The 669-nt window shown below is 49.0% G+C and carries 1 protein-coding gene; it reads right to left on the reverse strand.

Going from position 1 to position 669, the window contains the following annotated elements:
• Positions 1–669: M23 family metallopeptidase (locus tag R7Z50_RS27925; protein ID WP_318149810.1), on the reverse strand; the 669-nt coding region annotated here is incomplete at both ends.

A 669-nucleotide genomic window follows, 5' to 3' on the forward strand; every position in this document is an offset into this window, starting at 1 on the left:
GCAGGTGCGGGCCAGTGGAATTACCTGAACTACCACATTGAGCAATCACATCGCCTTTACTGACAAATTGGCCGCTTTTCACTTTAAAGCGTTGTAAGTGAGCAAAGGAGCTCATAAAGCCAAATGAGTGACGAATGGTGACATAGTTGCCATAGCCACGATTACTCGGGCGAGCGGTTTCCACCACTCCGTCTGCAGGTGCGAGGATTTCTTCACCGCGCTTACAGGTCAAATCGATACCGGTATGCACGTGTCTTCTGCCTGAGATAGGATTGATCCGACTGCCGTAAGAAGAAGAGATTCGTTGATACGTCACTGGGCTGTCATTCGGAATCAAACGGAACATGGTCGCACGAACCGCAGAATCTATAGCTGCCGCATCAATTCGCTCTTCTAAGGCGAGGTTGTTCTCATCGATAGACAGCTCTTCATCAGCAAGGCCGAGTACCGATTCCACATCAAATACGCGCTTTCCGAGCAGTTGAATCTGGTTGTTCTTGTCCGTCAAAGCTTGAGAGAGTGAGTGGTTGGTATCTAATTGCTCTTCATAGAGCGCTGTGATTTCCGCTTTCTCGCTTTCTAGCTTGGTAATGGTTTGCACCAGCGTTGTCTGATTATGAATCTGTTGCTGGTTCAAATACCAAGCCCCGCCGACAACGGCAGGTAAGG

This window comes from Vibrio sp. 1249-1, assembly GCF_033340495.1.